At 50.9% G+C, this 1,370-nt stretch carries 1 protein-coding gene and 2 pseudogenes; all 3 read right to left on the bottom strand.

Translation table 11 applies throughout. The features are described 5' to 3' along the window. Positions 1-220 (bottom strand): annotated as a pseudogene (locus HMPREF1627_RS00160) (hypothetical protein); the annotation flags it as partial. A 204-nt stretch (positions 221-424) separates the two neighbouring features. Then, on the bottom strand, positions 425-880 hold the full coding sequence (locus tag HMPREF1627_RS00150; protein ID WP_034499725.1) for a ribose-5-phosphate isomerase: 456 nt from the start codon (positions 878-880) through the stop codon (positions 425-427). A gap of 206 nt (positions 881-1,086) precedes the next feature. Next, positions 1,087-1,370: pseudogene (locus HMPREF1627_RS00145) on the bottom strand (DeoR/GlpR family DNA-binding transcription regulator); the annotation flags it as partial.

Below are 1,370 nucleotides of genomic sequence, written 5' to 3'. Positions count from 1 at the left end.
CGATGTGTGGGCCAAATACCGGGCCGAAAGCCAGGTAGCTAAAGCCCACGTCGGAGCCCGTTGCCATCGCGATACCGAAGCCCACGAGAATCAGGATGCCCGTGAAACCGAACGCAAAGTTACCACCGATAGCGGCGCCAAAGAAGCCACCACCGGCCGCAGCGATAAGCCAGAACAAATCCATGTTTCCAAGGAATGTCAATGCTGCATCTGGAGTCATTTATCCACCTTTTGTTAATGGATGGTCTAACCATCTGTAATGGGAATATTTCGAAAACACGCAACGTTGCGCGCACGAAAATGCTGACAGATAAACACTACCCAAGTGAATGCGGTTTTGCTCAACAGTTCACCGTTGTGCACAATTTCCCAGCCGCATGACGCGGCTCCTCACTTTTTCCCGAGCAGTGCTGAGATTTAGAAGTTAGCAACCGTCGTAAGACTCGAGCGCCTCAACCTTTTGTGCGGAAGGAGAGCTCGTATCAAACTCGTAGCCCAACCACTCCTTTGCGAGGCGCCGTGCCAACTCAATACCGATAACACGCTGACCGAAGGTTAGAACCTGAGCATTGTTAGACAGGATCAAACGCTCAACTGAGAACGAGTCATGAGCCACCGAAGCGCGAATGCCTGGCACCTTGTTGGCAGCCATTGCCACACCCATACCGGTACCACAAACGAACAGGCCACGATCAGCCTTGCCTTCCGCGATCATGCGAGCGGCCTTGACCGCAACATGCGGGTAGTCGATATCTTCACCGGCGTGAATACCAGCGTCAATCACCTCGTCTACGCGCTCGTCAGATTCGAGGTCTTTCTTGAGAATTTCCTTGTAATCAAGACCCGCAGAATCCGCGGCAACAACTATACGAAAACCCATAAATGTCTCCCTCCTTGGAGCATGTGGCGTGCATCGTCGGCATCAATGTATCACAAAACTTGTCACTTTTAACAAATCTTGTTTTAGAAATAACATCAACGCCTTGAAGTCAGTATACAAATATGACCCCGGTCACGGGGTCATATCGCAGTATTTGAAACTAGGGTTTCATATTTTGTTACATTCCGGCCTCGTAGCTTATTGCGTCACGGCTTCGCTACGATTACCCTCGCTCCCGAATCCTGAAGCATTTGTACATCTTCCTCACTGGTCTGCGAGTCAACGACAATCACGTCAACATCGGCAAGCTTGCCAAAGGAATACATAGCGCGGCGCTTGAACTTAGTGTGATCCAAAAGCAGAATCGTCAGCTCAGACGACTCCATCATTTTTGCCTTCACCGCTGCAACGTCTGCGTACGGGTGGTAGACCGTCCCGTTCCTAATACCCGAAGCCGAGATCAAGCAAATATCGGCGTGCACGGCCTCCA

Source organism: Actinomyces sp. S6-Spd3, assembly GCF_000758755.1.
GTDB lineage: Bacteria > Actinomycetota > Actinomycetes > Actinomycetales > Actinomycetaceae > Pauljensenia.
This window is presented reverse-complemented; position numbering and strand designations above follow the sequence as displayed.

Bases quoted from the DNA above. Each gene is read 5' to 3' on its own strand.
- HMPREF1627_RS00150 (WP_034499725.1), bottom strand. From the start codon at position 880: ATGGGTTTTCGTATAGTTGTTGCCGCGGATTCTGCGGGTCTTGATTAC.